This is a genomic window from Polaromonas sp. P2_G11 (assembly GCF_056403595.1).
In genome coordinates, this window is record NZ_JBFUFE010000005.1 from 57,133 (window position 1) to 79,788 (window position 22,656).

The 22,656-nt window shown below is 61.4% G+C and carries 28 protein-coding genes; 14 read left to right on the plus strand and 14 right to left on the minus strand.

Going from position 1 to position 22,656, the window contains the following annotated elements:
• The first annotated feature begins 85 nt into the window (after window positions 1-85).
• The 7 genes from AC1DWQ_RS17630 to AC1DWQ_RS17660 all read left to right on the plus strand — a co-directional run bounded on the left by AC1DWQ_RS17630 (window position 86) and on the right by AC1DWQ_RS17660 (window position 5,407).
• Entirely contained in the window at window positions 86-1,417 is a 1,332-nt protein-coding gene (locus AC1DWQ_RS17630) for an MATE family efflux transporter (RefSeq protein ID WP_477671212.1), read from the plus strand.
• Window positions 1,418-1,445: 28 nt separating this feature from the next.
• Window positions 1,446-2,546 (plus strand): acyltransferase family protein, encoded by a 1,101-nt coding sequence (locus AC1DWQ_RS17635; protein WP_477670800.1) that lies wholly within the window; start codon window positions 1,446-1,448, stop codon window positions 2,544-2,546.
• On the plus strand, window positions 2,543-3,001 hold the full coding sequence (locus tag AC1DWQ_RS17640) for a putative immunity protein (protein WP_477670801.1): 459 nt from the start codon (window positions 2,543-2,545) through the stop codon (window positions 2,999-3,001). The genes AC1DWQ_RS17635 and AC1DWQ_RS17640 overlap by 4 nt, the downstream gene beginning before the upstream one ends.
• Window positions 3,002-3,104: 103 nt before the next feature.
• Window positions 3,105-3,773 carry a LysE family translocator gene (locus tag AC1DWQ_RS17645; protein WP_477670802.1) on the plus strand — a complete coding sequence of 223 codons (669 nt, stop codon included), beginning with the start codon at window positions 3,105-3,107 and terminating at the stop codon, window positions 3,771-3,773.
• Window positions 3,774-3,785: 12 nt separating this feature from the next.
• On the plus strand, window positions 3,786-4,430 hold the full coding sequence (locus AC1DWQ_RS17650) for a glutathione S-transferase (RefSeq protein WP_477670803.1): 645 nt from the start codon (window positions 3,786-3,788) through the stop codon (window positions 4,428-4,430).
• A gap of 11 nt (window positions 4,431-4,441) precedes the next feature.
• The gene (locus AC1DWQ_RS17655) at window positions 4,442-5,062 is read left to right on the plus strand and encodes an HAD-IA family hydrolase (RefSeq protein WP_477670804.1); all 621 of its coding nucleotides are present in this window, start codon (window positions 4,442-4,444) and stop codon (window positions 5,060-5,062) included.
• A gap of 78 nt (window positions 5,063-5,140) precedes the next feature.
• A complete protein-coding gene (locus AC1DWQ_RS17660) occupies window positions 5,141-5,407 on the plus strand; it encodes a hypothetical protein (protein WP_477670805.1) in 267 nt (88 codons plus the stop codon).
• Window positions 5,408-5,624: 217 nt separating this feature from the next.
• On the opposite strand, the gene AC1DWQ_RS17665 is transcribed toward AC1DWQ_RS17660, so the two are convergent.
• The 4 genes from AC1DWQ_RS17665 to AC1DWQ_RS17680 form a co-directional block, all read right to left on the minus strand.
• A complete protein-coding gene (locus tag AC1DWQ_RS17665; protein ID WP_477670806.1) occupies window positions 5,625-6,038 on the minus strand; it encodes a DUF4279 domain-containing protein in 414 nt (137 codons plus the stop codon).
• Window positions 6,039-6,143: 105 nt separating this feature from the next.
• Complete coding sequence (locus tag AC1DWQ_RS17670) at window positions 6,144-6,680, minus strand: hypothetical protein (RefSeq protein WP_477670807.1); 537 nt, start codon at window positions 6,678-6,680, stop codon at window positions 6,144-6,146.
• A 69-nt stretch (window positions 6,681-6,749) separates the two neighbouring features.
• Window positions 6,750-7,010: a UBP-type zinc finger domain-containing protein gene (locus AC1DWQ_RS17675; RefSeq protein ID WP_477670808.1), complete on the minus strand. Its 261-nt coding sequence runs from the start codon at window positions 7,008-7,010 to the stop codon at window positions 6,750-6,752.
• A 12-nt stretch (window positions 7,011-7,022) separates the two neighbouring features.
• Complete coding sequence (locus AC1DWQ_RS17680; protein WP_477670809.1) at window positions 7,023-8,762, minus strand: FAD-dependent oxidoreductase; 1,740 nt, start codon at window positions 8,760-8,762, stop codon at window positions 7,023-7,025.
• A gap of 200 nt (window positions 8,763-8,962) precedes the next feature.
• On the opposite strand from AC1DWQ_RS17680, the gene AC1DWQ_RS17685 reads away from it, so the two are divergent.
• A complete protein-coding gene (locus tag AC1DWQ_RS17685; RefSeq protein WP_477670810.1) occupies window positions 8,963-9,757 on the plus strand; it encodes an extensin-like domain-containing protein in 795 nt (264 codons plus the stop codon).
• Between the two features lie 101 nt (window positions 9,758-9,858).
• Here the strand turns inward: AC1DWQ_RS17685 and AC1DWQ_RS17690 are convergent, their stop codons facing one another.
• Both AC1DWQ_RS17690 and AC1DWQ_RS17695 read right to left on the minus strand, forming a co-directional pair.
• Window positions 9,859-11,007, minus strand: a complete 1,149-nt coding sequence (locus tag AC1DWQ_RS17690; RefSeq protein WP_477670811.1) for a DSD1 family PLP-dependent enzyme — start codon at window positions 11,005-11,007, stop codon at window positions 9,859-9,861.
• Window positions 11,008-11,038: 31 nt separating this feature from the next.
• Window positions 11,039-12,007, minus strand: a complete 969-nt coding sequence (locus AC1DWQ_RS17695; protein WP_477671213.1) for an ornithine cyclodeaminase family protein — start codon at window positions 12,005-12,007, stop codon at window positions 11,039-11,041.
• Window positions 12,008-12,172: 165 nt separating this feature from the next.
• On the opposite strand from AC1DWQ_RS17695, the gene AC1DWQ_RS17700 reads away from it, so the two are divergent.
• From AC1DWQ_RS17700 to AC1DWQ_RS17715, 4 genes are all read left to right on the plus strand, one after another.
• On the plus strand, window positions 12,173-13,642 hold the full coding sequence (locus tag AC1DWQ_RS17700) for an MFS transporter (RefSeq protein ID WP_477670812.1): 1,470 nt from the start codon (window positions 12,173-12,175) through the stop codon (window positions 13,640-13,642).
• A gap of 262 nt (window positions 13,643-13,904) precedes the next feature.
• Window positions 13,905-15,170: a DEAD/DEAH box helicase gene (locus AC1DWQ_RS17705; protein WP_477670813.1), complete on the plus strand. Its 1,266-nt coding sequence runs from the start codon at window positions 13,905-13,907 to the stop codon at window positions 15,168-15,170.
• A 98-nt stretch (window positions 15,171-15,268) separates the two neighbouring features.
• Entirely contained in the window at window positions 15,269-16,207 is a 939-nt protein-coding gene (locus tag AC1DWQ_RS17710; protein WP_477670814.1) for a hypothetical protein, read from the plus strand.
• 122 nt (window positions 16,208-16,329) lie between these two features.
• Window positions 16,330-16,986, plus strand: coding sequence for a hypothetical protein (locus AC1DWQ_RS17715; RefSeq protein WP_477670815.1), 657 nt, complete (start codon window positions 16,330-16,332; stop codon window positions 16,984-16,986).
• Between the two features lie 211 nt (window positions 16,987-17,197).
• Here the strand turns inward: AC1DWQ_RS17715 and AC1DWQ_RS17720 are convergent, their stop codons facing one another.
• The 6 genes from AC1DWQ_RS17720 to AC1DWQ_RS17745 form a co-directional block, all read right to left on the minus strand.
• Entirely contained in the window at window positions 17,198-17,743 is a 546-nt protein-coding gene (locus AC1DWQ_RS17720) for a CcdC protein domain-containing protein (RefSeq protein WP_477670816.1), read from the minus strand.
• 146 nt (window positions 17,744-17,889) lie between these two features.
• Window positions 17,890-18,330 (minus strand): OmpA family protein, encoded by a 441-nt coding sequence (locus AC1DWQ_RS17725; protein WP_477670817.1) that lies wholly within the window; start codon window positions 18,328-18,330, stop codon window positions 17,890-17,892.
• 25 nt (window positions 18,331-18,355) lie between these two features.
• A complete protein-coding gene (locus tag AC1DWQ_RS17730; RefSeq protein ID WP_477670818.1) occupies window positions 18,356-18,751 on the minus strand; it encodes a type II toxin-antitoxin system PemK/MazF family toxin in 396 nt (131 codons plus the stop codon).
• 5 nt (window positions 18,752-18,756) lie between these two features.
• The gene (locus AC1DWQ_RS17735; protein ID WP_477670819.1) at window positions 18,757-19,233 is read right to left on the minus strand and encodes a DUF4262 domain-containing protein; all 477 of its coding nucleotides are present in this window, start codon (window positions 19,231-19,233) and stop codon (window positions 18,757-18,759) included.
• Window positions 19,234-19,293: 60 nt separating this feature from the next.
• Window positions 19,294-19,812 carry a hypothetical protein gene (locus tag AC1DWQ_RS17740; protein WP_477670820.1) on the minus strand — a complete coding sequence of 173 codons (519 nt, stop codon included), beginning with the start codon at window positions 19,810-19,812 and terminating at the stop codon, window positions 19,294-19,296.
• Between the two features lie 2 nt (window positions 19,813-19,814).
• Window positions 19,815-20,138, minus strand: a complete 324-nt coding sequence (locus AC1DWQ_RS17745; protein ID WP_477670821.1) for a DUF6172 family protein — start codon at window positions 20,136-20,138, stop codon at window positions 19,815-19,817.
• A 200-nt stretch (window positions 20,139-20,338) separates the two neighbouring features.
• Here AC1DWQ_RS17745 and AC1DWQ_RS17750 point away from each other — a divergent pair, with 200 nt between their 5' ends.
• Window positions 20,339-20,869 carry a hypothetical protein gene (locus tag AC1DWQ_RS17750; RefSeq protein WP_477671214.1) on the plus strand — a complete coding sequence of 177 codons (531 nt, stop codon included), beginning with the start codon at window positions 20,339-20,341 and terminating at the stop codon, window positions 20,867-20,869.
• A gap of 19 nt (window positions 20,870-20,888) precedes the next feature.
• On the opposite strand, the gene AC1DWQ_RS17755 is transcribed toward AC1DWQ_RS17750, so the two are convergent.
• Window positions 20,889-21,449, minus strand: a complete 561-nt coding sequence (locus AC1DWQ_RS17755; RefSeq protein ID WP_477670822.1) for a helix-turn-helix domain-containing protein — start codon at window positions 21,447-21,449, stop codon at window positions 20,889-20,891.
• A gap of 92 nt (window positions 21,450-21,541) precedes the next feature.
• Between AC1DWQ_RS17755 and AC1DWQ_RS17760 the strand changes: the two genes are divergently transcribed.
• On the plus strand, window positions 21,542-22,063 hold the full coding sequence (locus AC1DWQ_RS17760; protein ID WP_477670823.1) for an N-acetyltransferase family protein: 522 nt from the start codon (window positions 21,542-21,544) through the stop codon (window positions 22,061-22,063).
• On the opposite strand, the gene AC1DWQ_RS17765 is transcribed toward AC1DWQ_RS17760, so the two are convergent.
• Window positions 22,060-22,614, minus strand: a complete 555-nt coding sequence (locus AC1DWQ_RS17765; RefSeq protein WP_457278576.1) for a DsbA family protein — start codon at window positions 22,612-22,614, stop codon at window positions 22,060-22,062. The genes AC1DWQ_RS17760 and AC1DWQ_RS17765 overlap by 4 nt on opposite strands.
• Window positions 22,615-22,656: the final 42 nt, after the last annotated feature.

A 22,656-nucleotide genomic window follows, 5' to 3' on the forward strand; every position in this document is an offset into this window, starting at 1 on the left:
AGATCCGGTCCCGCCGCTGGCAACACAGCCCGCGGCGGCGAAACCCGCTTCGCACGGCCGCCCCGCATTGAGCGACGGGGTGCCGATGTGGAAGACCTTTGCCGCCTTCCTCGGCCCCATGCTGCTCAGCAACATCCTGCAGTCGCTGTCGGGCACGCTGAACAACGTGTACGTCGGCCAGATGATTGGCGTCGGCGCATTGGCGGCCGTGTCCAGCTTTTTCCCCATCCTGTTTTTCTTCATTGCCTTCACCATCGGCCTGGGCGCAGGCGCCTCCGTGCTGATCGGCCAGGCCTGGGGAGCGCGCGACACCGGCAAGGTCAAGGCAATTGCGGGCACCACCCTCAGCGTCGGCCTGATTTTTGGTTTGCTCGTCGCGCTGTTCGGCGGTATCTTTACCGGGCCCTTGCTCAGGGCACTGGGCACACCGGCCGACATCCTGCCGGACGCCACGCTCTATGCCCGCATCATGATGATTGCAGGGCCCGGCCTCTTCGTCTACCTGCTGGCCACCGCCATGCTGCGCGGCGTGGGCGATACGGTCAATCCGCTCTACACGCTGGGCATTTCAACCGTGGTCGGCCTCGCCGTCACACCGGCGCTGATCCGCGGCTGGTTCGGCCTGCCGCAGCTGGGGGTGGCCAGCGGTGCAGTGGCTTCGGTGCTGTCGATGGTGACGGCCACGGCCTGGCTGGCCTTCAGGCTGCGGCGCATCCACAGTCCCTTGGCACCTGATGCGGAATTTGTACGCCACATGCGCATCAACGGCCCCATCCTCAAAACCGTGCTCAAGATCGGCGTGCCTACCGGCGTGCAGATGATTGTCATTGCGCTGGCTGAAGTCGCCCTGCTCTCGCTGGTCAACAGCTATGGCTCCAACGCCACAGCGGCCTACGGCGCCGTCAACCAGGTGGTGGCGTATGTGCAGTTCCCGGCGATTTCGATTGCCATCACCGCTTCCATCCTGGGCGCGCAGGCGATCGGCGCGGGCCGCACCGACAAGCTGGGCACCATCGTGCGCACCGGTTTGCTGATGAACCTGGTGCTGACCGGCTCACTCGTGCTGCTGGGCTATTTGTTCTCGCGCCACCTGATGGGCTTTTTCATCACCAGCGAACCGGTGATTGAGGTGGCACAAACGCTGCTGCACATCATGCTATGGAGCAGCGTCATCTTTGGCATGGCCACGGTGCTCTCGGGCATCATGCGCGCCAGCGGCTCGGTACTGGTGCCCACCGGCATCGCCATCTTCTGCATCGCGCTGGTGGAGGTGCCCGTCGCCTGGTTCATGAGCCACCGCATCGGCATCAACGGCATCTGGGTGGCCTATCCGGTCACCTTCATCGCCATGCTGGGTCTGCAGACGGCTTATTACCGGCTGGTCTGGAAGAAAAAATCGATCAGGCGCCTGGTCTGAGGCCGTCATTTTCGGATTGATCCACACCATGACACACACGCACCGCAACGCCACCGTCGACATCGCCAGGGGCATCGGAATCATCCTGGTGGTGCTTGGCCACAACAGCCTGGTACTGGAAAACAAGGGCGAACTTTTCCGGGTGATTTACGCGTTTCACCTGCCGCTGTTCTTTTTCCTCTCCGGCCTGTTCCTGAAAGATTCCGATTCCTTGCGCAAGTTTGCGCTGTCGCGGGCCGACGCGCTTCTCAAGCCCTACTTTGTCGTGCTGGCGCTGGTCGGCATCCTGATGGCGCTTGACCCTGGCATGGTTCCTACCGCCGACACAAGCGCCTCTGATTATTTTTTCGGCGTCCTGTATGCCACCGCGCCCACCATTGCGTGGGCACCGCTCTGGTTTTTGCCGCACCTCTTTGTCGCGTCGGTGGCGGCCATGGCCATCCTGCGCGCCACCAGGGCCGCCAAACGCCGCGCACGCTGGGTTTTTCTGGCCGCCTCGATGCTGCTGGCCGCGGGCATCCGCTGGGTTGGGAGCTTCTGGCAAATCGACACGGCCAGCCTGCATTTCATGGGCCTTGCCCGCTGGCCGGGGTTGCCCTGGAGCCTTGATCTGACCTTCATCAGCTCGGCCTGCCTGCTGCTCGGGTTTCTGCTGCGCGAACAGGTCATGGCCGTGAAATTCAACGCCATCAGGCTGCTTGCCGCGGCCATTGCCTTTGCGGCGCTGCACTACCACTTCAACGAGACCATGGACCTGAATCTGCGCATCTACGGCGAGCCGCTCATCGCGACACTGCAGGCCGCGCTGGGCATTTATATGGTGCTTTGCATCTCTGCACTGCTGGCGCGGTATCCGCGGCTGCAGCGCCCATTGACCTACATCGGCTCCGGCAGCCTGCTCATCCTGGTGTTTCATCCCGTCGCGCAGGGGCGGGCCTTCCTGCTGCTTTCCCGCTTCAGCCACAACGACTACCTCGTTGGAGCGGCAAGCCTGGCTGCGGGTGTCGCGTTGCCGCTGCTCGTGCTGGAAATTGCGAAACGCCAGCAATACCTGGCGGCCCTGCTCTTGCCCCGAAAATTCAGTCCGGCAGTCCCGCAAAATACCCGCACCTCGAAACAATTGCCATGAACCACGAGCTCTCGCGCCTGGCGGCCAGCATCCATCTTGATGAACCGGGTCAGGAAGCCTTCCGGCTGGCCTTTGGCCTGGCGTGTGCCAGCCGCGTGCAGCATTTGCTGGAAGACCCCAGGGCCGTTGATTGCCTGGCACAGCTTCAGGCTTTCGTTGACGGCAAACTGGAAAGGCCCGCCCTGGCGCAGGCGGCGCAGGAAGTCGCCGCGGTGGCCAACAGCCACAGAGGATCCAATTCCATTGACGGTGCGGCCCACGCAGCCGTCTCTGCCACCTACGCCGTGGCCAATGCACTGGCTGGCCGGGCCCTGGATGCGGCCGGCTACGCGGCTTATGCCGCCGTCTATGGCTACGGCGGCTACGCGGTCAACGACCCGTCGGCTTTTGAAGGGGAGTTCGCGTGGCAGGTCGAAAAATTCCGGGAACTGGCCCCGACCTTCCCGGCGCGCTGAGGCGGCCGGCTTGGGGACGCCACATCCGGTGCCCGCACAAGGCCTGCGCGTATGCCGCTTGCGCGGTATAAACGTCAGGTCTTCCTATATTCCCTTCGCATTCATGACCACTCTTTTCATCTCCGCTTTCCTGCTCGGGCTATTGTTCAATGCCGCGCCGGGTGCTGTTTTTGCCGAAACGGTGCGCCAGGGCGTGCGCGGCGGTTTCCGGCCTGCCCTGGCGGTACAAATCGGCTCACTGGCCGGCGACGCGCTGTGGGCCCTGCTCGGGCTGGTCGGGATCGGGCTGCTGCTTCAGCTGGAGTGGATTCGCTGGCCCGTCGGTATCGCCGGGGCGCTGTATCTCTTTTGGCTTGCGCGCGACTCATGGCTTTGCGCCAGCCAGGAATTCGCTTTAACGGACCCGGCAACGGCCGAACCCCAAAAGGCCATGCGCGCAGGGGTTCTCCTGTCCATCACCAACCCACAAAACATTGCCTACTGGGCCGCGCTCGGCAGCGCCTTGGGCGCCGTGGGAATCCATGAACCCACGGCCACCGACTACGGCATCTTTTTTGTGGGCTTCATGGTGTCGTCGGTGGTATGGGCTTTCTTCTGCGCGGCAGTGGTTGACAGGATCTTTCGCCGCGCCGGCATGCGGTGGGCCAAGGTCACTTACAAACTCTGCGCCGCCGCTTTTCTGGCGCTGGCCATTGGCTCGGTGCGCGACCTCATGGTCCAGTCGCCGCCTCTTCCTCATAAAGACAAATCCGTCGTGACCGGTAAACCCTGAACAGGAACTGCCATGCAACTCATAGGAATGCTCGACTCGCCCTACGTTCGCCGCGTAGCCATTTCCCTGCAACTCCTCGGCCTGCGCTTTGAACATCAATCGGTCTCGGTCTTCAGCACCTTTGAGAAATTCCGGCAGATCAACCCGGTTGTCAAAGCGCCCTCACTTGTGTGTGACGACGGCACGGTGCTCATGGACTCCACCCTGATCATCGACTACGCCGAGGCGCTGGCCGTGCAGCAGGCGCCGCCCAGAAGCCTGATGCCGGCGGCCATTGCCGAACGCCAGCAGGCACTGCGCGTGATTGGCCTGGCCATGGCCGCCTGTGAAAAAAGCGTGCAGATCATCTATGAGCGCAACCTGCGCCCCGCTGAAAAGCTGCACCAGCCCTGGGTGTCTCGTGTGACGGGCCAGTTGCTGGCGGCCTATGGTGAACTGGAATCAGAACTTCGGCGCAAACCGCTGGCGGCGACCAGCGGCACCATGGGCCAGGACGGCGTGACCACGGGCATCACATGGCACTTCACGCAGGCCATGATTCCAGAGGTAGTGAACGCGGCTGACTACCCAGCCCTGTGTGAGTTCTCTGCCCGGGCTGAACAGTTGCCTGAATTCCTGGCTGCGCCGCACAGCGACAAGACCTACAAAAACCCATAAAACCCAGCAACATGCAAACCACCAAAGTCCAGGCACTGCTGTTCGATCTAGGCGGCGTGTTGATCGATGTTGATTTCAACCGCGTGCTTGAGCACTGGCAGCCAATCTCCCGGCTATCGCTCGAAGAGCTGAAAGCCACCTTCAGCGCCGATCTGCCCTACCAGCAGCATGAGCGCGGCGAAATCACGGCGGCGCATTACTTCGCCCATCTGGCCGAGGCCTTGCAGCTTCAAGACAATCCGGCACACATCACCGCAGGCTGGAACGCCATTTTCGGCGACGAGATCACCGAGACGCTCGACCTGGTGCAGGAAGCGCGTAACCATCTCCCGTGCTATGTTTTTTCCAACACCAACGCCACACATCAGGCGGTATGGACCGCGCTTTACCCCCGCCTGGCGCAGTCATTCGAGCGAATTTTTGTGTCGTCCGAGATCGGTTACCGCAAGCCTGAGCGCCGCTCTTTTGAATACGTCGCTGACGCGATGGGCGTTCCGCTCAACGCCATCCTGTTCTTTGACGACCACCCCGACAACGTCGAAGGCGCCAGGGCCGCCGGGCTTCAGGCGGTTCAGGTGCGGGGGCCGGCGGATGTCAGGGTTGCGCTTGAGGGGATAGGTTGCGTGAGGTAAGGTAACGTCTGCCACGGGCCGGCTCTTTGCGCCCTCACAGCAGTAGACTCGCCAGCCATCGGCAGCTACGATGGCTGCATGGCCACCGAATCCGATCCCAACCCTGGCGCCACTCCGGAACTTTCCGAAGAAAAGGTCAATGAGGCCAGGAACGCCTGGTGCCGGGCCTATGTGCATGTATGGGCTGACCTCTCAAAAGGCGTTTACGACAAGGACGCGATTGAAAAAGCAGCCGACGAGCATTGGCAGCGCAGCCCGAAATCAAGCCCGGTGATGGTGGCCTCGACGGAGTTCACCAAGACCACCAAGGCGGCGCCCCCGCCCGCTGCTATTCCGAGCAATTAAAGTCGTAAACATACCGATCTGCATGCGGCTTGGTGAACGCGAAGCAAAGACACCAGCAACCGGTTAGGACTGGTCACGCTGCGGCTGACGGAAATTGGCAGACAGAGAGTATTTTTTTACGGCCTCACGTGAAGATGACCGGACCACAACAACTTGCGGCGAAGCCGCCTTCTGATGTTGTGGGTACGTGTCGATTGTCATGTTAGTCAGTTGGCGATCACGATTGCTCATAAAGCCAGATGCTAAGTGAGACATTCAGTTCGCCAAGTGACGCGAGTACATCAGGCGCGATACAAAGCGACAACGAGCCTTGCTCTGCCCGGCAGTCCAGATAAGGCGAGTAACCCTCACACCGCAGGCTGCTTAGCGCCGCAGACCTCGGCTGAAGGAGTCCAATCCACTTGGCCAACTGCTGCTCCACCGTGAGATCTTCGCCAGCCTCTGGTAGATCCAGTTTCCACAGACCAACCGGCGACGCGGATCCCGCTCTAACGCCCGTCGTTGTGCACTCACCAAGCCTCACAGCTTCCGATGGATCCAACCCGAGCCGATTTGTCACGACGTCGGGATCAACGTTCTCGCGACAAAAAACCAACTGAGTAATGTTGCTCGAAGGACCAGGTGCGCGCATTTTTTTCTGCTGCCTAACGTAAAAATGACCGGACCATCACCCTTTGCGGCGGAGCCGCCTCCTGCTGTTGTGGGTCCGCGTCGATTGACATGTTATGCAGGGCATTCACAGGCTGCACATCATGGACACAACGATCGAGTGATCAAACTTACTACCAGCAGTGTCGTCAAATGGACTCTCCGATATATCAATCAACACCCGCGTGAGCTTGGGATTGAACCGCTTCATGTACTCGCGAACGCGCTCTGCCCGCGTTCCAATGAGTTGATAATCTCGCCGAGGAAGCGACATAGGGGCAACCGAGTATTCGATGCGTACCCAAGACTTTGCGGCCCAGTCCGGCCCGCACTTCGCCACCATTTCCTCGGCTGCATGGTCGAGCGCCGACCTTTGTTCGTTTGAGATCGAAACAGTCGATTTTTCGAACACCAGTCGCGCTCCCGCAGTTCCCGCAGGGGGCGGTGTGCTGTTCGCCCAAGCATGCGACAGCAGAAATGAGCTCGAGAGGACGATCGCGGAAATGAGCGCGACGTCGCGCACCGTATAACGTAATTTATACCGCATATGGGTGCAATATAAGGTGGCAAATCCACCCACAAAACCAGCTTCCATTGCCCGCTCCATATGACCTTCCTGCTCCATTAAATATACCTGTCGCAGCGCTCATTAGAACTCTTGTTTACGACTTTAGCTACGCGAAATAGCTGCACCCTAGCCCACCTGCAGCTCGTGCTCATAACACCACATCCAGCTTTCCCCCGGCTCAAACGACTGGATCACCGCGTGCCCCGTCGCTGCATGGTGTTTACTGGCATGCTGGTTTTTTGAATCGTCGCAACAGCCGATATGACCGCAGTGCACGCACAGCCGTAAATGCATCCAGGTGTCGCCCATTTTCAGGCACTCTTCACAACCTTTGGCATTGGGTGCGTGGACTTCGGAGGGGACGTGGCTGCAGGGTTTGATACGCATAAAAAACTCCCATCAGACGGCCACAGCCGCGCTCTCCATCGCCGCCAGGTGCTGGTGGATCATGGCCACAACTGCAGCGCCCTCGCCTATTGCACCGCCCACGCGCTTGACAGAGCCGCTGCGCACATCGCCAATGGCAAAAAGGCCCGGAATATTCGTTTCCAGCGGAGCGGGTTTGTAGTCGGAGTGCTTGCAGGTAACAGCCTCCCCGGTGCGGACAAAACCGTGTGCATCAATGGCTGCGCCACAACTTGTCAGCCAGCTGGTTTCCGGATCGGCGCCGACAAACAGGAACACGTTGCGCACATCCGCCGCGTGTTCGGTGCCGCTCTTGCGGTTGCGCCAGGTCACACCGGAAAGGCCTGTGCCGCCATTGCCGTCGCCATCATCATCATCGCCGTGCAGCTTCACCACCTCGGTATGCGGCAGCAGCTCGATGTTGGGTGCGGCTTCAATGCGGTCTATGAGGTAGCGCGACATGCTGGCGGCCAGGCTGGGGCCGCGCACCAGCATGTTGACCTTGGCCGCATGCTGCGACAAAAACACCGCCGCCTGCCCGGCCGAATTGCCACCGCCCACCAGCACCACGTCGGTCTGGCTGCACATCTTTGCTTCCAGCGCAGAAGCCCAATACCAGACACCGCGGCCTTCAAATTTTTCAAGGCGCGGTACCTCGGGGCGGCGGTAGCGGGCGCCACTGGCCACCACCACGGTCTTGGCGCGCAGCGTGCGGCCGTCGGTCAGATTCACCTGCAGCTCGCCCTTGATGGCCTTGTGGGCGCAGTCCAGCGATTGAGCCTGCGCGGGGATCAGCATTTCCACACCAAACTTTTGTGCCTGCACATACGCACGGCCGGCCAGCGCCTGGCCCGAGATGCCGGTAGGGAAACCCAGGTAGTTTTCAATGCGCGCACTGGCGCCGGCCTGCCCGCCGTAAGCACGGCAGTCGAGCACCAGCACATGCAGGCCTTCCGATGCGGCATATACCGCCGTGGCCAGCCCGGCGGGCCCGGCGCCCACCACGATCACGTCAAACAGCTCGTCGTGTTCTTCCGTGTCGACCATGCCGATGCAGCGCGCCAGCTGGTTTTCGTCGGGGTTCACCAGCACCGAGCCATCCGGGCACACCGCCAGCACATCACCGGCGGCCACGCCGTATTGCTCCATCAACGCGGCGGCGCCCGCGTCCTGGGCGATGTCCACCACATGGTTGGGCTCGCCGTTGCGGTTCAAAAAGCTTTGCAGACGCACCACACCGGCCGAGTTGGGCTGGCCGATCAGCACCGGGCCGCTGGCGCCGGCTTCGATCAAGGCCACGCGCCGCAAGATCAGCGCGCGCACCAGCCGCTCGCCCAGGTCGGCTTCGGCAATGATGAGCGCGCGCAGCTGGCCGGGCGGCACCAGCAGGGCTTCGACATCTTCTTCGGCATGGCCGTCCACCAGCGCGTTCTGGCCCGACAGCTGGCCAACTTCCGCCAGAAACTGGCCCGGCCCCTGGTTGACGATGGGCACCACGTGGCCGAGGCCGTCGCGCTGGGTGATGGTGACCGAACCCTTGAGCATCACAAACATGCCGGGGCCGGGCTCACCGGCGGCAAACAGCCTCTCGCCTTTCTTGAACTGCAACACCTTGCCGAAGCGCTGGATGCGTGCAATTTCAGCGGCGCTGAGCACCGGAAACATCTGGTGGTGCCGGCTGGTGTCGGCAGCCAGCGGGGATTGGGCTGGGGTGTGGGTTGCGTTGTCGGCCATCAAAATACTCCGTTAAGCCTGTTGCCTGCGGCTTGTGCGCGCGGGCTTTGGCATCAGTCAGACGATGCCATTAAACGACGAATTGGATGTCGAATCCTCCTGCAGCAGTCGGGATTTCGGCGCAAGAGAACAAATCCGACCATCTTGGGCTAGCAGGCCTGTACGCTCATGGCTGCACCCCTCGCTTATCAACGAACACCATGCCCCTTCCCCCAGACTCCGGCCTTCCGCCCGACGCAGCGCCTGCCAGGCGGCTGCGCTGGGGCCGCTGGGTATGGCTGGCCGCATGGAGCGGCCTGCTCACGGCGGCGTACGGGGTTTACAGCGGCGCCCTGCAGATTCCCACGCACGTCAACCCGTGGGCGCCACTGGAAGTGACGGCGCCACCCAACATGCTGACCTTTTACAAACTGTCACGCGCCCGCAACGACCCGGCGCGCTGCCTGGCCGCGCTGGCAACCACCGGCATGCAGTACGACGAATTGCCCGACCGCAGCACGGGCGACGGCTGCGGGTTCAGCAATGCGGTGCGGCTGCGTACGGCGCCGGTACGCATAGGCGCGGCCCTGCCGCTCAGTTGCCCCATGGCGCTGTCGTTCTTCATGTGGGAAAGAAATGCGCTGCAGCCGGCGGCGCAGCTGCATTTTGGCCAGCGCGTGGCGGGCATTGACCACCTGGGCAGCTATGCCTGCCGCAACATCAACAGCGGCGAAGGTGCGCCGCCCAATGCACCGGCCCGTTCCCGCAGCCGCCATGCCACTGCCAATGCGCTGGACATTTCTGCCTTCACGCTGGCGGGCGGCAAGCGTGTCACGGTGCTGAAACACTGGCCTGACGAAGACGACACCACACCGCCGGGGCCCGAGGCACTGCTGCTGCGCGACGCCCACAAAGGGGCCTGCAAATACTTCAAGGGTGTGCTGGGCCCCGACTACAACGCCGCGCACAAGGACCACTTCCACCTGGAGACCGGCGGCTACAGCATGTGCAAGTGAGTCAGCTCAAGGAATTCTCAAGCAAAAAGGCCTGAAACCCAATAGCCTATTGCGCAAACAGCTATGCTTTTAATAGCATCCGGCCACATGGAAGCCAGAGGTCACCAGCCGTGCAGGCGGCTCCAGGTTGCCAGTTCACCGTTTTCAGCCAGCGCGTGATATTCCGGATACTGCGCGCCGGTAGCGCAGGCGTGGTTGGGCAAGATGCGCAGCTGTGTGCCGATGGGAAAGCGCGCGGCAATGTCGGTGTCGGGTGCGCCCTCGCGCGACAGGATGCCGTGCTCCTGGTTGGCGCCGCTGAGGACATAGCCCGGCAATACCGTGCCATCCGTACGGCACACCTGGCCGTAGCCGAAGTCATGCTGCTGCTTTTGCGTACCGCGGTCTCGGCTCATGGCCATCCAGCCTGCGTCCACAATTGCCCAGCCTTTGTCGGGCTGGTGGCCGATCACGGTGGTCAGCACGCTGAGCGCGATGTCGTCTGCCCCGCACACGCCGATGTTGTGCATCACCAGGTCGAAAAACACATACACGCCGGCGCGCACTTCCGTGACGCCCTTGAGCTGCGCGGCTGACAGCGCCGTCGGTGTGGAGCCCACGCTGACAACAGCGCACGGAAAGCCCGCAGAGCGCACGCGTTCGGCAGCTTCCACACAGGCAGCGCGCTCCTGCTCGGCCATGGCCACCAGCGCTTCGGGGGTGTTGAGGTCGTAGCTGGAGCCGGCATGCGTCATCACGCCGCCCAGGTGCATGCCGCCTTCGTGCAGCGTGCGGGCAACGTCCACCAAGGCGGCCTCACCGGGCTTGATGCCGGAGCGGTGCCCGTCGCTGTCGATTTCTATCCAGACTTCAAACTTTTCACCGTGTTCGCGGCCGAAGGCGGCAATGGCGGCAGCTGACGCCACGCTGTCGGTGATGATTTTCAGATCGCAGCCCTGGCGCCGCAGGGCCAGCGCCTGCGGCAGCTTGGTGGCGACCATGCCCACTGCGTAGAGGATGTCGGTGAAACCGTCGGCATAAAACTGCGCGGCTTCCTTGAGCGTAGACACGGTAATGCCCTGCGCACCCGCGGCTACCTGCGCACGCGCGACGGGTGTGCATTTGCTGGTTTTGACGTGCGGCCGGAAGCGCACGCCGAGCGCATTCATGCGCTGCTGCATGCGCGCGATGTTGCGCTGCATGCGCGGCAGGTCAATCAACGCGGCGGGCGTGTCGAGTGTGGCCAGGGGGTTGGGCTGGTTGGTGGTCAAGGGAGTCTCCAGAACGATATGGGCGTCAAACTCACCAGGGCCAGGCAATGCTTTGGCCCTTGCCGGCAAGGCGCGCGCGCTGCTCCAGCAGACGGGCGACCGTGAGGTCCTGCAAGGCGATACCTGTCATGTCGAACAAGGTGATATCGCCGGCGCCGCGCGAAAAGGTGGCCTTGCCCGACAGCACATCGCCGATTTCAGTGCACGCGGTTTCGGGCGCCCATTGCAGCTCGCCGATGCTGCGCGACTGGGCTGCATCGTCCACAAACACGCGCGCTTTGGCAAGCAGGCCTTCGGGCAGCTCGCGTTTGCCTTTGGTGTCGCTGCCCACGGCATTGATGTGGGTGCCGGGCCGGAGAGCAGCCAGCTCGAACAACGGGCCCTTGCCGGTCGTGGCCGTGATCACCACATCGCTTTGGGCCACGGCGGCATTCACGTCTGCCGCATGCGAGATGGCGCACTGGCCGGCAAACATCGCTTCAAACGCGGCCTTTGGCCCGCCATTGGCCGTGGCGTAAAACACCTGGCGCAGCCCGGGCAGCTGGCGAAGGGCAAAGCGCAGTTGCGCCTGCGCCTGCACGCCGGTGCCGAAGACGCACATCGTGCGGCTGTCCTGCCGCGCCAGCTCCAGGCCCAGGCCGCCGGCGGCGCCGGTGCGCTCGGTGGTGACGGCGTTGCCGTCAATCAGGCAGGTCGGCCGACCTGTGGCGGGGTCTAGCAGCATGATGGTGGCCTGGTGGGCATCAGCGCCCCGCGCGAGGTTGCCAGGCCAGAAACCGGCCGCCTTGAAGCCCAGCAGCGACTGCGCACCCACGTCGCCCGACTTGATGCCGAACACACCGCCGGTTGCCAGCCTTTCACGCACCAGGGAGAACACGCGGCCCTCCCCCTGGCTGTGGAGCACAAAGGCCTCGCGCGTGGCCGCAAGGACATCGGCGGGCAGCAGCAGGGACTCGACCGCGTGTTTGTCCAGCAGCAGGAGTTGGGCATCAGCCGGCATGCTTGCCTTGGATGGCGGGGAACTGGCAGGATGGGGCATGGGTGGCTGCGCGGTCACGGTATGTGTCGTCATCTGGAAATATTATCCATAATTAGACTAATTGTCAAATACCGGACAACCATCCACCGCCATCTATCCGCCACCTACCCAACACCAGGAGCCCTCATGCCCGGCAACCCGCACGCCCCCTGCGACGAAGGCATCATCCGCGCCCAACATCAGAAGGCCGACAGCGCCCCGCACCCCGGCTTCGCGCTGGCCGCCACGGTGCTGGGCTCGTCCATGGCCTTTATCGACGGCTCGGTGGTCAACATCGCCCTGCCCGCCATCCAGCGCGACCTGACGGGCGGCTCGGCCGACGGGCTGGCGGCCATGCAGTGGGTCATCAACGCCTACCTGCTGGCGCTGGGCTCGCTGGTGCTAGTGGGCGGCTCGCTGGGCGACCGCTTTGGCCGCCGCACGATTTTTATCCTGGGCATCGCGATCTTCACGGCGGCCTCGGTGGCCTGCGGTTTTGCACCCGGCCCGCTGGCACTGATTGCTGCGCGCGCCGTGCAAGGCGTGGGCGCGGCGCTGCTGGTGCCGGCCAGCCTGGCCATCATCGGCAATGTGTTTGAGGGCGAGGCGCGCGGCAAGGCCATTGGCACCTGGGCGGCATGGGCCGCCATCACCGGGGCGGCCGGGCCGGTGCTGGGCGGCTGGCTGGTCGATGCGGTGTCGTGGCGGGCCATCTTCTTTTTGAATGTGCCCATGGCGGTGGCCACCGTGTGGCTGGCTCTCTATGCCGTGCCCGACAGCTGCGACCCGGACGCGCCGCAGCAGTTGGACTGGCCGGGCGTGCTGCTGGTGGCCGGCGGGCTGGGCGCACTCACCTACGGACTCACGCTGGCGCCCGAGCGCGGCTGGAACGCGGCCGCTGTGCTGGGCTGTATCGCGCTGGGCGCAGCGCTGCTGGTGGCGTTCGTCGTTGTGCAAGCCCGCACGCACGCCCCCATGATGCCGCTGGGCCTCTTCAAGTCGCGCGACTTTGTGGGCACCAATTTGCTCACGCTGCTGCTGTACTTTGCGCTCAGCGGTGCGTTGTTTTTTCTGCCCTTTGTATTGATAGGCGCCTTTAAATACTCCGCCACCGCCGCGGGCGCTACGCTGCTGCCGCTGTCGCTGCTGCTGGGCTTTTTATCGTCCAGCACCGCCAAGCTGACGGAGCGATTTGGCGCGCGGCGCATGCTGATGGCCGGACCGGCCGTGGCGGCCGCCGGCTTTGCGCTGCTGGCGCTGCCCGGCGTGGGCTGGTCTTACTGGGCGGGCTTCTTCCCGGCCATGGTGGTGCTGGGCCTTGGCATGACGATTGCCGTCGCGCCGCTGACCACCACCGTCATGAACGCCGTGCCAACCGCCCACGCCGGTATTGCCTCAGGCATCAACAACGCCGTGGCGCGCGTCGCCGGCCTGCTGGCCGTCGCGGTGCTGGGTGTGGTGTTTGCCGTCAGCCTGCAGGGGCCGGTGCAGGCGGCGGCGCCCGAAGTGCTGATCAACGCGTTTCGCTGGGTGGTGCTGGGCTGTGTGCTGTGTGCGCTGGGGGCGTCGGCGTGCGCGCTGCTGTTTCTGGCGCCGGCCAGGCAGCCTCAACCATGAGTTTCTCGGGGTTTGGCGGCTCTCGCCCAAAATATTAAGCAAAAAAGGCCTCCAGCCCAGGCAGGTCATTGGCTTCTAGCTCTACTTTTGATAGCAAGCAGCTTGCGGGCTTGATCGGTGCAAAGCGGTGTGCAGCCTCGTGCCACCCGCCCTGGGCCTCGCCAAAGGCTCGAGGCTTAAACTTGCGGCTTCAAGTGGCAACGCAAAACCGCCCCACGCGCTTGCTCTCCGCCCTCTCTCTCACCCTCCTCCACACCCACCCATGCCATTTTCCTCACTGGGCTTTTCGCCCGCACTGCTGCCCGCACTCTTGCGCGCGATGGAGGAACAGGGCTATACCGCCCCGACCGCCATCCAGTCAGCCGCCATCCCCGCCATTCTGGAAGGGCGCGACGTACTGGGCTCGGCACAGACGGGTTCGGGCAAGACGGCGGCGTTTTCGCTGCCGCTGCTGCAGCAACTGGTCAACGCACCGGTGCCTACAGAACGCCAGCACCGGCCGGTGCGCGCCCTCATCCTGGTGCCCACACGTGAGCTGGCCGCGCAAGTCGGTGAAGCCATCGTCGGGTTTGCCAAATATCTGCCGCAGCGCGTGAAAGTCGCGGTCGTGTTCGGCGGCGTCTCCATCAACCCGCAGATGATGAACCTTCGCGGCGGCGCCGACATCTTCGTCGCCACGCCCGGCCGCCTGCTTGACCTGATCGACCATAACGCCCTGACGCTGACCAACACCGGCACGCTGGTACTCGACGAAGCCGACCGCCTGCTCGATCTCGGCTTTGGCGAAGAACTGAATCGCATCCTGGCCCTGCTGCCCGCTAAACGCCAGACGCTGTTCTTCTCAGCCACCTTCCCGCCCGCCATCGAAGCGCTGGCGTCCAGCCTGCTGCGCAACCCGCTACGCGTAGAAGTCGCACCGGTAGAGCAAGCCATACCCGACATCACCCAACGCGCCATCGAAGTCGACGCACCCCGCCGCACCCAACTGCTGCGCCATCTGGTGCAAACCGAAAAATGGGAGCGCGTCCTCGTCTTCGTCGCCACCAAACACGCCGCCGAAATCGTCGCCGACAAACTGCGCAAAGTAGACATAGAAGCCGAACCTTTCCACGGCGAGCTCAGCCAGGGCAAACGCACGCAAGTGCTGCAAGACTTCAAGATCAAGGCCGTGCAAGTGGTCGTGGCCACCGACGTCGCCGCCCGCGGCATCGACATCGCGCAAATGCCCGTAGTCGTGAACTACGACCTGCCCCGATCAGCCACCGACTACACCCACCGCATAGGCCGTACTGGGCGTGCGGGTGAGTCAGGTTTGGCGGTGAGTTTTGTGAGTGCTGCCACCGAAGCGCACTTCAAACTGATCGAAAAGCGCCAGGGCATCAAGGTGGCGCGCGAGCAAGTGGTGGGGTTTGAGCCTGTGGAGGTGTTGTCGCCGAATCCCGTGGACCCTGCGGGAACCGGTGGTATCAAGGGGAAGCGGCCGAGCAAGAAGGATAAGTTGCGGGCGGCATTGAACAAAGACTCTTGAGGACGCGTAGCAGCAAATAGTCTGGTCAAACGGCCTATGGCCCATCTTCACCTCAAAAAATGTAGTATCCGACACTACAAGACAAATAGGGAGGCGCGATGGGCTGGGTAATCGCAATACTGTTGGCACTGATTTTGGTTGCCATGGTTTCATCGAACAAGGCTGCGGCTGATGGCGTAGCAAAGACTATCCATATGGCCGTATTTGCCGGCGGTCTTTTCATTGCATGGATGGCCTTCATTGGTTGCTGCGTTTGGTACTACGCAGAGTACCCAAAAGCTGAATGGGAGCGGATAACTGGCATGGCAATCAGTGTCCTTTTACCTCCGTTCCTTATCTTCCTCAACTGGAAGAAGATGTGGATCGTTTTCACCACCGACAAGAAGAAGGCATTCATAAACTCCGGGGTATTCCTTCTTTTCCTCGCGGGCGGTTGGTTGATCGCGTTCTTCTACCAAGAGTTGAAGCACATCAACGAGAACATCGGCTGGACAATTCTCATTACCACCATTGTTTTTTGTGTTGCAGTGCTTTCGTTTCGCACAGCGAGTGATAAAAAACCTTGGCGCGAAATTTGGTTTGGCCCACCGGAACTCGACATACCTTGGCAAGTTCTGCAGCGAGAGCGCGAGGCCGCCGACGAGATAGAAAACGCTGAATGGAAAAAACTTGAGCCGACTTGGGACGAATTAAGTGATGAACAGAAAGAAGTACATCAAGCGGGGAAGTATGCGCGGCGGGTAGCACTTGATGAGAGGTTGTTGGCTTTGGAAGCAAAGCTGGATGAAGAGTACCGAATCCGTGGCAAGCAAGAAGCCCAACTCTCCGTGGCAAAAGTGTTGGTGTGGGCGTTGGTGTTTTCGGCGTTCGGGCTTATCGGTATCGCCTGGGATTACGGCACTGCATACGCGATGCAACTCCCATTCGTTAAAGGAAGGGAATGGCTAGCATGGGGTGTAGTTGCAGGCACAATATTTTTAGCCGGGTGCACACTAATTGCACTTGCCGATGAAGTTTGGAAGTACGTCAAAAAATAGTCAACTTTTTCGCCTCAAAACACGGATTGCACCGCGCCAGGAGGCGTCGTCTACGCCTTGTTCAGAGCCGCAGCCGCCCGCACAAGCGCCTTCAACGCCTTCTCATCCATCTCGTCACCCTCATGAAAATCAATCTCGCCCGGACTGCTGTCTCGTTGTCTGCCTTGCTCGCACTGGTGGCCTGTGCCCCACTCGCCGGACCATGGCACGAGCTTGATGCACCCCGGTCAAAGACCGTACCCGGAGCGTTGAATACAGGGGGTGCGAGGCCAAACGTTGTTTACAGATGCGGCCCCAGCGGTTTTCTTGCGGGCCCAACGTGCGACTATGCATTCACGGATTCCTCTGGAAAACGCGTTCACATCTGGCCTTTGCTTGGGGAGCTTGATTCATTTACGGAGCAGTTGCCGGTGCTAAGGCCTTGGCTGAACAAGGTCGAGCATGGCAAGGACGGGCGGGACTTTCCTTACAAGATGCACCTGCTCACGGTCTCACCTGCCATTGTGCTGGTGGTGCCCAGAACAGCAGCCGAGCGTTTCAGTAGTTGCTCAGGCTTGATCTGGCCCGGTTGCATTCAATCGCAAAGCTTCAGAGGAAACGACTATTGGTTTCAAGGCGAACCTCTGGTGCGCTCCGGCTCTTTCTGGTTCACCCTGGAAAAACCCGGGCAGACATTTGCACTTGATGCCTCTGTCCAGGAAACCCGCATTGAAACACCGCAGGCGGGCCTCAAACTCCTGGCAGAAAACGGAACATGGAAAGTCCAGCGCCAAAAGTGAAGACCGCACCGGCGGGTCAGGGCCGATCGCGAGCTGGATGCTCATGCCTGTGCCGACTCCGACAACGGCACGGCCGCCCGCATCAGCAAAGTCGTTGTTGATGAGCTGACCAAAGCGGGGTTTGTACCCAAGGGTTGAGCAGCGATCAGCCGCAGGGGGTGTGGCGATGAACCCGATGCCCCCGTCAGGCGTCGGCGGCAACTAATGGAAGCTAAGCATCTGGTCCCAGCGCGTCCCGCTCCCTCTTGGCCCGCAGAACACGGAATCGCCAACGCACAAGACCGATCGCGTAGCTGATGTAGTACCCCGCAAGCAGCCCAAAGACAGCGAGCGTAAGCGGACTGCGGGCGAAGTCGCCCATTCCGTGCTGCACCGCCGGCTCAGCGGCATAGACCTCAAACAGGCGATAGGCGATGCGCCCGACGAACAGCAACGAAAGCGCGATACCTAGATGCGCGTTGGGCGTGTAGAACAGGCCTTGGGGTGTTGGTTCGAAGTGCGTCTTGCCCAGACCGAAGATGCCGAGCAATGCGCCGAGGCCCAGGCCACCGGCCAGCCACCAAAGCCGTTCGGGGTGTTCATGCGCGGCGAAGCCAAGCAACACAAGCAGGACGGGAAAGATGGCCAAGGTAATCCAGGGGCGAATTCTCGACAGGCGCTGGCGCCCGACCATGCGACGAAAGCGCGCGTAAACGCGCCACGCGATCAACGGAAGAAGCACAAGCAGTGTGATGGTGGAGGCACTTGGCGCTTGCATGGTGTGGGCCTTCAGGTCATTTCTTTGAGTTTCCGAGCGCACTTAAAAATAGTTTCATGTGCTGCGGAGAGTTTGGCATGAAGCTACCTAAAAGCTGATCAGGTGCAGGACACATCAACTTCACTCAAAATCCTGCTGCAATTCCCTCAGGGAAACTTCCGCAGTGGCCCGCCGCACGCGCCTGGCGGCAAATAAAGAACCTCCAGCTCCACACGCCGGTTCTTTGCGGCATCTGGCGATCCGTAGTAGGGGCCTATCAACTGCCGGCTCTCTACGAAGACTCGTGAGGCAGGAAATCCGGCCTTGACCATCAAGGATTTGACGTAGTCAGCACGAGCGGTTGCAATGCGCTTGATCGACTTCGGGTCGCCTTCCGAGATATCGGCGAAGCCCATTACGATCGCGTTTTCAACGGGATGGGGAATGGCTTTTTCCACAAGGGCGATCACCATTGCCCGTGATTTTTCGTCCAAGGCCACGGCGCCGTTGGCAAAAAAGGCATCGGCTACCAGCGTGGGCTTGCATGCCAATACAGGCATTGATGCGAAGGCAAACAGCAACGCGGCAATCAGTGTTTTTTTCTGCATACAGAGACCGTTCATGGTTGAGAGACTATCGGTTGTGAAACGATGCCTGCAGAAACCGCATCCCCGCCAATATCTGCTGAACCCGCTCACCTGACAGCGTCCCGATATGCGCACCCAAGCGTGTTTTGTACACGGAAGACACCTGCGACACAACCACCACGCTTTGCTTTTCCAGATTGCCTTCACCAGGCTCCAGCAAGACATTGCCTGGCTCCGTGGCGCGGTTCAGGTTGGAAGTTAGCGCACAAACAATCACCGTGCTGATGCGGGAGCGGTTGAACACGTCGTCTTGCACGACGACATGGGGATGCGGGGAGCCCGGGATGGAGCCACGCGAGGGGTCCGCTTCAATCCAGAACACGTCACCCTGCTTGATGGTGTCGGGGAACGGGCTTGATGGAGCTTGTGGGTCTCTATCCATGAGGGTCAGGAGCCTCTTTCATGCTGCCCAAGAACGGGCTGCTTGGTGCGGAACTCGAGCGAGGCCTCCGGGTGCCAGGGAAAGAGACCTGCCCGGGAAGGCCATATGATTTGCTCAACCGGAAAACTGTCTCCGTCGTAATACCAGCGGGCGAACCCGACATGCTCCGGATACTCAGTGGACGGTACGGGTACAAATACGCAGGAATAGCCTTCAAGCAGCGCGTCTGTTGGTTCACCCCGATTTATGGCTTTCCCATTTGCAATCGCATCGACGGCGATACTCAAGATGGTGTGGGCGACCTCGCTTGGCAAGCCGTAAATCAGCAGTTCGGGGTGGCCGTATGTATGAAATAAACCAACGGTGTAGCTGAACGCTTCGTGTTGGTCGTCACCAAAAACCTGCATGCAATGCCATCCGAACTTGCGAATGTTATCGAGCAGCTTTTGTTCTCCTGAGTCTGTGGCCGTCATTTTGGGCATTGGTAGGGGGCCCTGAATGTTGTGATGGAGCGGGTGTCACCCCCTGCGGGAGTGATGTTCCTAGGGCTGCGCGCTCTTCGGCGCATCCGGCTTGGGCACATCGGGCTTGGGCGCGTCCTTCACCCGTACATAGTATTCACGCAGATGAAGACTCTGCGAGTTGTCTTCCCCTCCTGCGTACACCCACAACATGTCTGGGCTTATGAAGTTATAGAGAACGATGGCGTCCCTGCCGGTCACTGGCGCAACGGTTTTGACTGCAACCGAATCCGAAGCAACGCCCAGGACACGGTACGGATGCGTTTCGCGAAAGCCTGTCAGTGGCCTCTTTCGGCCTTCCTGCGTTTTCGTCTCCAGATCCGGCAGCTCGGAAGTCATGGCGTCCGCCGTAAAGGTCAGGGTCATATGACCCATCACCTGCGAAAGAAACAGGGCCGTCTTGCTGTCCAGCTTTGCGCGCTCGTTATTGAAGCGCATGCTGATTTCGGAGTCAGACTTCCACTGGCCGACAAGATTCGGGTCCGCATACGCTGACGCGGCAACTGCGGCCATCAGCAGGAGCACAAAGAGTCTGCGCATGCTTATTCGACGTCGGCGAAATCGTCGTCACCCTCATTGCGCGCACGGGGCACCTTGACACCGCCCTTGGCCACCACTTCCACATAGAACTGCGGCGCGCCGTCTTTCACGATCTCGTCAATCGACTTGATGAGGTCTGCCACCGGCACCTCCGAAGCAGCGGCATCACTCGCGCCAGACTTGCAGTCAAAGTCCCAGTAGTCCACGCCCTTGGGCAAGGCTTTGGCGCGTTCGCGTTTGAGGTATTTGCGAATGTCGTGTTTGGCGGCATCGAGCAGGCGGTCGCGGTTTTTGCCTTCGATATTGAGTTGGTAGGTTTTTTTCATGAGTACTTCTGGTCTAAGGAGCGGCGCATTGCGGCCACGGTGTACTACCGATTATCGGGCCGTGGCCGCGCAAGCCGAAAAGTCATGGGCAAAAGCGGCGTCACCAGCAACAATCTGCGCGGCACGGCGTTTGCATGGGTACCCATGTCAGCTTGTTCAACCCCACGTCCCTCACCTGGCAGGGGCACAAGGAGATTCCGATGATCTATGGTTTGACCTACCTCGGTGTGATCCACACCGCCATCAGCCTGGTGGCCGTTGCGGCTGCCGTGATCGCCTTCTTTCGCGACAAGGAAATCATTGCCGCGTCCACACTGGGCAAGGTCTATATCTGGACCACGGTGCTCACCTGCCTCACGGGCTTTGGCATCTTCCAGCATGGCGGTTTCGGCAAACCGCATGCGCTGGGCATCATCACCTTGCTGGTGCTGGGCATTGCCTGGGTGGCGGGCACCACCAAGGTGCTGGGCCGTGCCTCGCCGTATGTGGAGACGCTGGGCTATTCGATGACCTTTTTATTCCACATGATTCCGGCCATCACCGAGACTTCGACGCGCCTGCCATTGGGTGCGCCACTGCTGCCCAACGCCGATGCGCCCGAACTCAAGGCCGCCACGGGTGTGCTTTTGCTGCTGTACATCATTGGGGCGGCGCTGCAGGTGCGGCGCATACGCGCGCGCCATGCGGCGCTTGACGTCGCGGCTGTGCCGGGGTCTGCTGCTGCCAGTTAATGGGTAAGGGGCGACAAATTCAGCCGGGCCAGACGACCAGCAAATAGCGGCAGGCGCTGCGCCCCAGGGTTTTAAAGGCCACGGGGCGGTCAACGCCGAAGTCCAGGCAGTCGCCGGGCTCAAGCTTGAAAACTTCGTCGCCATATTCCACGCGCAAGCCGCCTTCGACCAGCCAGAGGCGCTGCCGATACGGCTGGCCGCTCCATCGCGGGTAAGCCACCCTGGCCGACCGCGGCAGCTCGACTTCCACCATCTCGACGCCCTGGTCGGGCCCGCGCTCTGCCACCTGGCGCCGCAGGTAGCCGGCTTCCGGGTCGCGCCACACCGCCTGCCCTGCCTTCTTCCGCAGCCTGCGGCCTGCCTCTTCTTCCTTGTCTTCGGTGAGCAGCTGCGCCAGCGGCACACCCAGGCCGGCTGCGAGCCGGCCGAGGATCATGGCGGTCGGGCTGCTTTCGACGCGCTCCACCCTGGAGATCATGGCTTTGCTGACGCCCGACACCTCGGCCAGTTGCGCCAGGCTCAGGCCCTGGGCCTGGCGCAATGCCAGCAGCCGCGACGCGATCAGGGCATCAATCGTCATGGGGTGTCCTTCAGAAAAAGCATTCGTCTATCATAAGGGACAAATAATCTCTTATAGTAGACAAATCATTCTCCCTTTCAAAAGGAATCCCCATGCACCTCGTCGAATGCACCGAAGAGCGCCATGCCGGCCAGATCCTGGCCATTTTTAACGAGGCGATCGTCAACTCGACGGCGCTGTACGACTACAAACCACGCGCACCCGAAAGCATGGTGACCTGGTTTGCCACCAAACGTGCCAACGGTTTTCCGGTAGTCGGGATGGAAGACGACAGCGGCAAGCTGCTGGGTTTTGCGAGCTACGGCACCTTCCGCGCATTTCCGGCGTACAAGTACACGGTCGAGCATTCGGTCTATGTGGAGAAAGACAGCCGCGGCCTGGGCCTGGGGCGCAAGCTGCTGGAGGCGATTGTGGCCAGGGCTGAAGTGCAAGGCATGCACGTTCTGGTCGGCGCGATTGACCTGGACAACGCTGTGAGCATTGCACTTCACAAGCGCCTGGGCTTTGAGCACAGCGGCACGATCAAACAGGCGGCTTTCAAGTTTGGCCGCTGGCTGGACCTGGCGTTTTTGCAGAAGACCTTAAAGACGCCGCTGCAGCCTGTTGACGGTTAAGTCTGTTGGCTGGTCAACACTTTGTCGATGGCCTCATGCAAATGCTGCAGGCCAAACGACACATCACAAAACACGCCGTTGACATAAAACGCCGGCGTTGAGCGCACGCCCAGGTGGCGGCCGCTTTGCATGTGCTCCTGCACGCGCTGCAGGTAGACATGGTCGTTCATTTCGTTCTGGTAGCGGGCCATGTCCAGGCCGGCCTGGGCGGCATAGTCGAGCAGGTGCTTGTCCTTGAGGTGATGCTGGTTGGTAAACAGCAACTCGTACATGGGCCAGAACTTGTGTTGTGCGCCGGCGGCTTCCGCCGCTTCGGCGGCCAGTTCGGCATGGGGGTGCACTTCGCGCAACGGAAAGTGCCGGAAGACAAAACGCAGCTGGCGCCCGAAGTGCGGCAGCATCACCTTCAGGGCGCCGTAGGCCTGAAAGCAGGACGGGCATTCGAAGTCGCCGTATTCCACAACAGTGACCGGGGCCGACGCCGGGCCATGGATATGGTCGATGGCATCGTCGGGTTCGAGAAACGGGTCGGGTTGGGACGAATCGGCCATGAAAATCACCTTTTTGCTGTGTGTTCAGACATTGAAAAATGT

Coding starts and splice junctions, on each gene's coding strand:
- AC1DWQ_RS17630 (WP_477671212.1), top strand. CDS start 86: ATGTGGAAGACCTTTGCCGCCTTCCTCGGCCCCATGCTGCTCAGCAAC.
- AC1DWQ_RS17635 (WP_477670800.1), top strand. CDS start 1,446: ATGACACACACGCACCGCAACGCCACCGTCGACATCGCCAGGGGCATC.
- AC1DWQ_RS17640 (WP_477670801.1), top strand. CDS start 2,543: ATGAACCACGAGCTCTCGCGCCTGGCGGCCAGCATCCATCTTGATGAA.
- AC1DWQ_RS17645 (WP_477670802.1), top strand. CDS start 3,105: ATGACCACTCTTTTCATCTCCGCTTTCCTGCTCGGGCTATTGTTCAAT.
- AC1DWQ_RS17650 (WP_477670803.1), top strand. CDS start 3,786: ATGCAACTCATAGGAATGCTCGACTCGCCCTACGTTCGCCGCGTAGCC.
- AC1DWQ_RS17655 (WP_477670804.1), top strand. CDS start 4,442: ATGCAAACCACCAAAGTCCAGGCACTGCTGTTCGATCTAGGCGGCGTG.
- AC1DWQ_RS17660 (WP_477670805.1), top strand. CDS start 5,141: ATGGCCACCGAATCCGATCCCAACCCTGGCGCCACTCCGGAACTTTCC.
- AC1DWQ_RS17665 (WP_477670806.1), bottom strand. CDS start 6,038: ATGCGCGCACCTGGTCCTTCGAGCAACATTACTCAGTTGGTTTTTTGT.
- AC1DWQ_RS17670 (WP_477670807.1), bottom strand. CDS start 6,680: ATGGAGCAGGAAGGTCATATGGAGCGGGCAATGGAAGCTGGTTTTGTG.
- AC1DWQ_RS17675 (WP_477670808.1), bottom strand. CDS start 7,010: ATGCGTATCAAACCCTGCAGCCACGTCCCCTCCGAAGTCCACGCACCC.
- AC1DWQ_RS17680 (WP_477670809.1), bottom strand. CDS start 8,762: ATGGCCGACAACGCAACCCACACCCCAGCCCAATCCCCGCTGGCTGCC.
- AC1DWQ_RS17685 (WP_477670810.1), top strand. CDS start 8,963: ATGCCCCTTCCCCCAGACTCCGGCCTTCCGCCCGACGCAGCGCCTGCC.
- AC1DWQ_RS17695 (WP_477671213.1), bottom strand. CDS start 12,007: ATGCCGGCTGATGCCCAACTCCTGCTGCTGGACAAACACGCGGTCGAG.
- AC1DWQ_RS17700 (WP_477670812.1), top strand. CDS start 12,173: ATGCCCGGCAACCCGCACGCCCCCTGCGACGAAGGCATCATCCGCGCC.
- AC1DWQ_RS17705 (WP_477670813.1), top strand. CDS start 13,905: ATGCCATTTTCCTCACTGGGCTTTTCGCCCGCACTGCTGCCCGCACTC.
- AC1DWQ_RS17710 (WP_477670814.1), top strand. CDS start 15,269: ATGGGCTGGGTAATCGCAATACTGTTGGCACTGATTTTGGTTGCCATG.
- AC1DWQ_RS17715 (WP_477670815.1), top strand. CDS start 16,330: ATGAAAATCAATCTCGCCCGGACTGCTGTCTCGTTGTCTGCCTTGCTC.
- AC1DWQ_RS17720 (WP_477670816.1), bottom strand. CDS start 17,743: ATGCAAGCGCCAAGTGCCTCCACCATCACACTGCTTGTGCTTCTTCCG.
- AC1DWQ_RS17725 (WP_477670817.1), bottom strand. CDS start 18,330: ATGCAGAAAAAAACACTGATTGCCGCGTTGCTGTTTGCCTTCGCATCA.
- AC1DWQ_RS17730 (WP_477670818.1), bottom strand. CDS start 18,751: ATGGATAGAGACCCACAAGCTCCATCAAGCCCGTTCCCCGACACCATC.
- AC1DWQ_RS17735 (WP_477670819.1), bottom strand. CDS start 19,233: ATGCCCAAAATGACGGCCACAGACTCAGGAGAACAAAAGCTGCTCGAT.
- AC1DWQ_RS17740 (WP_477670820.1), bottom strand. CDS start 19,812: ATGCGCAGACTCTTTGTGCTCCTGCTGATGGCCGCAGTTGCCGCGTCA.
- AC1DWQ_RS17745 (WP_477670821.1), bottom strand. CDS start 20,138: ATGAAAAAAACCTACCAACTCAATATCGAAGGCAAAAACCGCGACCGC.
- AC1DWQ_RS17750 (WP_477671214.1), top strand. CDS start 20,339: ATGATCTATGGTTTGACCTACCTCGGTGTGATCCACACCGCCATCAGC.
- AC1DWQ_RS17755 (WP_477670822.1), bottom strand. CDS start 21,449: ATGACGATTGATGCCCTGATCGCGTCGCGGCTGCTGGCATTGCGCCAG.
- AC1DWQ_RS17760 (WP_477670823.1), top strand. CDS start 21,542: ATGCACCTCGTCGAATGCACCGAAGAGCGCCATGCCGGCCAGATCCTG.
- AC1DWQ_RS17765 (WP_457278576.1), bottom strand. CDS start 22,614: ATGGCCGATTCGTCCCAACCCGACCCGTTTCTCGAACCCGACGATGCC.